This is a genomic window from Actinomycetospora sp. (assembly GCF_036497585.1).
In the GTDB taxonomy this organism is placed as follows: domain Bacteria; phylum Actinomycetota; class Actinomycetes; order Mycobacteriales; family Pseudonocardiaceae; genus Actinomycetospora.
Genome location: NZ_DASXJD010000007.1, coordinates 47,475 through 53,755, shown reverse-complemented (window position 1 = coordinate 53,755; position 6,281 = coordinate 47,475). Strand labels below are relative to the sequence as shown.

At 76.3% G+C, this 6,281-nt stretch carries 4 protein-coding genes and 2 pseudogenes; 3 read left to right on the top strand and 3 right to left on the bottom strand.

Annotated features, from left to right (window positions below; translation table 11 throughout):
* From VGH76_RS00765 to hemE, 3 genes and pseudogenes are all read right to left on the bottom strand, one after another.
* A pseudogene (locus VGH76_RS00765) lies at positions 1-180 on the bottom strand (hypothetical protein); the annotation flags it as partial.
* A gap of 201 nt (positions 181-381) precedes the next feature.
* Entirely contained in the window at positions 382-1,833 is a 1,452-nt protein-coding gene (gene hemG / locus VGH76_RS00760) for a protoporphyrinogen oxidase (protein WP_331554689.1), read from the bottom strand.
* Positions 1,833-2,936 (bottom strand): uroporphyrinogen decarboxylase, encoded by a 1,104-nt coding sequence (gene hemE / locus VGH76_RS00755; RefSeq protein WP_331554684.1) that lies wholly within the window; start codon positions 2,934-2,936, stop codon positions 1,833-1,835. The genes hemG and hemE overlap by 1 nt, the downstream gene beginning before the upstream one ends.
* Before the next feature lie 88 nt (positions 2,937-3,024).
* On the opposite strand from hemE, the gene VGH76_RS00750 reads away from it, so the two are divergent.
* The 3 genes and pseudogenes from VGH76_RS00750 to VGH76_RS00740 form a co-directional block, all read left to right on the top strand.
* On the top strand, positions 3,025-3,636 hold the full coding sequence (locus VGH76_RS00750) for a DUF3000 domain-containing protein (RefSeq protein ID WP_331554683.1): 612 nt from the start codon (positions 3,025-3,027) through the stop codon (positions 3,634-3,636).
* Between the two features lie 561 nt (positions 3,637-4,197).
* Positions 4,198-4,914: a response regulator gene (locus tag VGH76_RS00745; RefSeq protein WP_414637637.1), complete on the top strand. Its 717-nt coding sequence runs from the start codon at positions 4,198-4,200 to the stop codon at positions 4,912-4,914.
* Positions 4,915-5,003: 89 nt separating this feature from the next.
* Positions 5,004-6,185, top strand: a pseudogene (locus tag VGH76_RS00740) (HRDC domain-containing protein); the annotation flags it as partial.
* Between the last annotated feature and the right edge of the window lie 96 nt (positions 6,186-6,281).

Sequence of the window (6,281 nt, the reverse complement as noted above, 5' to 3'; positions counted from 1 at the left end):
CGCGAGGTCGTACACCCCGCGCACGATCACGCCCTTGGACTCCTGCTCGTCCACCGCCGCGGCGAACTCCTCGGCGGCCGCGCGGCGGTCGTCGGGCAGGCGCGCCTGGTCGGTGCGGAAGACCGACCACATGGCGTAGCGGATCGTCGAGTTCAGCTCGTCGTAGTTCAGCCTGGCCACGCCGCCCATGGTGCCACGGAGGCCCGTCGGTCCGCGGTGACGGCGGCCGCTCCCCGCACCGTCGCGGAACCGTGTCGACGGCGCCGCCGCGGGACCGACCTGTCCGTGGGGGGAGGATCCGGTCGCTCTGTCCGACCGAAGGTGCCCCTCGCTCGGAACGGGTCCCGCCGGGGATTCCGGCCGAGGGCGCCCCTCGCCGCTCTATCCGACCGAAGGTGCCCCTCGCTCAGAACCAGAACGGGCCCGCAGGTGGGCCAGCACCTGCTCCGCGGCCGCGTCCGCCGTCGCGAGGCAGGCCGGCACCCCGACCCCGTGCAGCGCCGCCCCGGCCACCGCGAGCCCCGGGACCGCGGCCACCGCGTCCTCGATCGCGGCCACCGTCCCGCCGTGCCCGACGCCGTACTGCGGCAGCCCCCCGCCCCAGCGCGCCACCACCGTCTCCAGCGGTTCCACCCGGAGCCCCAGCAGCGGAGCGAGGTCGTCACGGACCGCCGTCACCAGCTCCTCGTCGTCCAGGTCCAGCGCGCGGGTGTCCCCGAAGCGCCCGACCGAGGCCCGGAGCACGAGCGCGTCGTCGGTGACCAGGTGCGGCCACTTGACCGAGGACACCGTCACCGCCTTGATCGTCCACGGCCTGCCGTCCGGGCGACGCTCCCCCGAGCCGAGGAGCACCCCGGAGCGCGCGCCGAGGTCGGTGCCCGGCGGCACCGCGAGGGCGACCACGGCGCTCGAGGCCAGCTCGATCCCGGCGGCGGCGCGGGCGGCCGCGGGGGCGACGTCCGCGAGCAGGCGCCGCAGCCCCGGAGCCGGCACCGCGAGCACCACCGCGTCGGCCTCGTGGAGCTCCTCCCCCGCCGGCCCGGACGCCGTCACCCGCCAGCCCTCGGGGGCGCGGGCGAGGCCGGTCACGGTGCGGGCCACGCGCACCTCGGCCCGGGCGGCGACGGCGAGTGCGGCGGGTAGGTCGGCGAGCCCGGTGCGCAGGGTCCCGAAGACGGGTGCCGGGGCCGTGCCCTCGACGGGGGCGGCGGGCAGGGCCTGCGCGGCGGCGCCGAGCAGGGAGGGGGCGCCGTGGTCGAGCGCGGCGGCCAGCGCGGGCACGGTGGCCCGGACGCCCAGGGCGTCGGCGCGCCCGGAGTAGACCCCGCCGAGGAGCGGGTCGACGAGCCGGTCGGTCACCTCGTCACCGAGCCGGGCCCGCACCAGCCCGCCCACCGTGTCGTCGCCGTCCCAGTGCAGCGGCCCGTGGGTGTCCTCGGCCGCGAGCGCAGCCCGCCCGGCCGGCGACAGCAGGTCGGCCACGGCGGGCGGGTCCGCGGGCACGCCCATGACGGTGCGGCGCGGCATCGCGTGGGTGGCCCCGCCCGCCCGGATCGCCGAGGACGCGGCCGAGGGGTGCACGACGTCGTCGGCGAGGCCGAGCTCGGTCAGCCGCGCGACGGCCTCCGGACGCCGGGCGAGGAAGGCCTCCGCGCCGACGTCGACCCGCACGCCCGCGAGGTCGACCGCGGCGAGCTTCCCGCCGAGCACCCGGGAGGCCTCGAGCACGGTGATCGCGGCGTCGTCCCCGAGGCGGGTGCGCAGGCGGTGTGCCGCGGCCAGCCCGCTCACCCCGCCGCCCACCACGACGACGCGCGGGGCGCGACCGTCGATCACGTGACCGGGAGGGCGTGCACCAGGTCGACGACGCGGGCGAGCGCGTCGGGATCGGTCTCGGGCAGCACGCCGTGCCCGAGGTTCACCACGTGGCCGGGAGCCGCCCGACCCTCGTCGACGATGCGCCGCACCTCGCGCTCGACCACCTCGGGGCCCGCGAACAGCACCGCCGGGTCGAGGTTGCCCTGGACCGCACGGCCGGGCCCGATGCGTCGCGTCGCCTCGTCGAGCGGGACGCGCCAGTCGACCCCGACGACGTCGGCGCCCGCCTCGCCCATCGCCGTGAGCAGCTCCCCGGTGCCCACCCCGAAGTGCACGCGGGGGACGCCGGCGTCGGCCAGGCCCGCGAGGACCTTCGCCGAGTGCGGCATGACGAGTGCCCGGTAGTCCCGCTCCGAGAGCGCGCCGGCCCAGGAGTCGAACAGCTGCACCGCGTCCACCCCGGCCTCGACCTGGGCGCGGAGGAACGTCAGCGTGAGGTCGGCGAGGTGGTCGAGCAGGGCGTGCCAGGTGGCGGGCTCGGCGTGCATGAGCGCCTTGGTGCGCTCGTGGTTGCGGCTCGGGCCGCCCTCGACGAGGTAGGACGCGAGCGTGAACGGCGCACCCGCGAAGCCGATAAGCGGGGTGTCGCCGAGCTCGCCCAGCAGCAGGCGCACGGCGTCCGCCACGGGCGCGACGGCGTCGGGCTCCAGGCGGGGCAGGGCCGCGACGTCGGCGTCGGTGCGGACCGGCTCGTCGATGACGGGGCCCGTGCCGGCCACGATGTCCACCCCGACGCCCGCGACCTTGAGCGGCACGACGATGTCGGAGTAGAGGACCGCGGCGTCCACCCCGTAGCGGCGCACCGGCTGCAGCGTGATCTCGGCGGCCAGGTCGGGCGTCAGACAGGACTCTAGCATCGCGGTGCCCTGGCGCGCCTGCCGGTACTCCGGGAGCGACCGGCCGGCCTGGCGCATGAACCAGACGGGCAGGCGCGTGGGGCGCTCACCCCGGGCGGCGGCGAGGAAGGCGGAGCCCGGGAGGGCACGTCGGGGGGACGGAGCGGCCGGATCCGCCGGGCCGCCCGACCCGGCGACCGTGCTCGAGGTCGGCGCACTCATGGTGCGTCCCAGTGTGCCAGCCACGCTCGGACCACCGGCGGCGCGTCGGTACTGCCGCCGGTGGCACGGGCCACCTACCCTCCGCGAGGTGACGGCTGCCGCGACCGCCCCCGAGACGTTCCGGCGGGCCGTGGAGTCGCTGGCCGCTCTGCGTCCCCGCCCCGAGATCGAGCTGCGCGACATGCGCCCGCCCCAGCGCCTCGCGCCGTGGTCGGCCGCGTGGAGCGCCGAGGTGGTGTCCCCGACGACGGACCCGGCCGACGACGAGCCCGAGGTGCTCGTCACCGGCCGCCTGGTGCTGCTGCACGACCCCGACGGCCAGGAGGCGTGGGACGGCACCTTGCGGCTGGTGACGTTCGTGCGCGCCGAGCTCGACCCCGAGCACGCGAACGACCCGCTGCTCCCCGAGGTCGCCTGGTCCTGGCTCACCGGCGCGCTGGAGGAGAGCGGCGCGGCCGCGACGGCGGTCGGCGGCACCGTCACCCAGACCTCCTCGGTGCGCTTCGGCGACATCTCGGGGCCCTCCCACGTCACCGACCTCGAGCTGCGCGCGTCGTGGACCCCGGTGCTCGCCGACTCCGGCGGCGGCGAGGACACCGACCTCACCGAGCACGGCACGGCGTTCACGACGGTGCTGGCGACCGCGGCCGGGCTCCCGCCGGTCGGCGTCGCGAGCCTCGCGGCGCGCCGTCCGGGCTGAGCCCTTCACAGCGTCCACACAGAGACATCGCGCTTCTGGTCGTCTCTGCGCGAAGCAGTTCACGTCAGTTCCGGAGCCCCCATTTCCCGGTACCACTGGTGCCGATGTCGCCATTTCCGCTGGCCACGGCACCGACATGTGTGCATCCGCCCGATGCGTCCGCGCTTCGCCAACGCGGGTGAACGACCCGCCGCGAGCGGGTCACACCCCCGCCGCCGAACGTCGCTGAGCCGTTACGGCTGATGTTGAACTGAGATTGCGTCAAAGGTTGCAACGGTCCTGCGGCGAACGGAGTCTTTGAGCACTCACCGTCACACTGACTACACTGAGTGTCACCAGGAGACGACGGAGCGTCGCGCGACCACGCCAACGAGTGACCAGATCGCCGTTCCGGGCGAAACTCCACCGAGCGAAGTTGGCCCTAATGCTCTCGTTAACTCGCCAGGGGGGATATGTTCTCCCGCGACGCACTTCCTCGGCCGTTCGGCGGCGCGGTCGGCGACCGGGGGTTCCGGGTGCGTCTCGTCGGGGGGCAAGACCGACTCCAGGGAGGTAGTTGACGTGGCTACCGTGGGCCCAGGGATGGCTCTACGAGGCGTCGCGAGCGGGCTGTTGCCACCGGCGATGGTTCCGCATCCGCGAGAAGAGATGTTCTCCGTGCTGGTGGTCGACGACCACCCGCTGCTGCGCGAGGCGATCGCGCAGCGGCTGTCCTCGATGGGCGCGGGCACCGTCCACGAGGCGGCCTCGATCGCCGAGGCACGGACGCGGGCCCTGGCCTCCGGGCCCTGCGACCTGGCGATCCTCGACCTCGGCCTGCCGGACGGCAGCGGGCTCGACCTGATCGCCGAGCTGCGGGCCCAGGGCTGGAACCGCGTGGTGGTGCTGGCGGCCTCGGACGACCCGTCCGCGGTACGGGCGGCGTTCCAGGCAGGCGCCCAGGCGTACCTGCTGAAGTCCGCCTCTCCGGGCATCGTCACCGACGGCGTGCGGCGCGTGCTCGAGGGCGGCCTCTATGCCGACCCCTCGGTGGCGCCACTCCTCGCGGCCGGCACCCGGGTACCGGCCACCGACAACACCCCACGGGAGCTGTCGGCCCGCGAGGTGGAGGTGCTCCAGCTGGTGGCCGACGGCCGCTCGAACAAGGAGATCGGTGACGCGCTGAGCCTCTCGGCCCTGACGGTCAAGAGCCACCTCTCGCGCATCGGTCGCAAGCTCGGCACGGGCGACCGCGCCCAGATGGTCGCGCTGGCCATGCGGGCCGGCGTCATCCGCTGAGCACGCCTGACGACCCCGGCCCCGCCGGGACGGCAGCAGGGGGCCGGGAGGCCGACGAGACGGAGTCCGGCGCGGACGTCGTCGACCTCCTGGCCCCTGCCGGGGGCGTGCCCGACCTGGTTACCGACCGGGCGGAACTGACCTCGCTCGCCGAGGCGATGGCCGCCGGCACCGGGCCGGTCGCCCTGGACGCCGAGCGGGCGTCGGGGTTCCGGTACTCCGCACGGGCCTACCTCGTGCAGCTGCGCCGTGAGGGCGCCGGCTCCGCCCTCGTCGATCCCATCGCCCTCGACGGCGACCTCACGGTCCTCGGCGACGCGCTGCGCGGCGTGGAGTGGGTGCTGCACGCCGCCTCCCAGGATCTGCCCTGCCTCGCCGAGGTCGGGATGCACCCGGACACGCTCTTCGACACCGAGCTGGCCGGGCGCCTCGCGGGCTACCCCCGCGTCGGTCTCGGGCCGCTCGCCGAGCGCCTGCTCGGCGTCCGGCTGCGCAAGGGCTACGGCGCGGCCGACTGGTCGACGCGGCCGCTGCCGGCCGACTGGCTGGTCTACGCCGCCCTCGACGTCGAACTGCTCGTGCCGATGCGAGACCTGCTCGCCGCCGAGCTCGAGCGCCAGGGCAAGTCCGGCTGGGCGGCCGAGGAGTTCGAGGCCGTCCGCCTCGCCGGCCCCCCACCGCGTCGCGCCGAGCCGTGGCGGCGCACCTCCGGGCTGCACAAGGTGCGCCGGCCCCGCCAGCTCGCCGTCGTGCGCTCGCTGTGGGAGTCGCGCGACCAGCTCGCCGCGTCCCGTGACGTCGCTCCCGGGCGGCTGCTGCCCGACGCGGCCATCGTCGAGGCCGCGGTGCGCGAGCCCGACTCCCAGGACACGTTGGCGGCCCTGCCGGTGTTCCGCGGGCGCGCCCAGCGCCGCCTCGCCGACCGCTGGTGGCGCGCGATCCGTGCGGGCGCCACGCTGCCCGACGCCGAGCTCCCCGAGTCCTCCCCCGCCGGGGACGGCCCTCCCCCCGCCAACCGCTGGGCCGACAAGGACCCCGACGCCGCCGCGCGCCTCACCGCCGCCCGCGCCCACCTCGCCGCTCTCGCCGAGCAGTGGGGCACCCCGGTCGAGAACCTCCTGCAGCCCGACCTCGTGCGACGGCTGTGCTGGACCCCGCCCGAGCACCTCGACGCGGGCTCGGTCGACGCGGCGCTCGCCGCCGGGGGGGCGCGCGACTGGCAGCGGGAGCTCGCCGTGCCGGGCCTCCTCGAGGCCCTGCACGCCGCCGCACCGGCGGCCGGGGACCGGTCCGGGCGCTCCGGGGACCCCGACGCCGCGGCGGAGTCCGGTGCGGGCGAGCCGCGCGGTGCACGGAGCGGGCCCGGT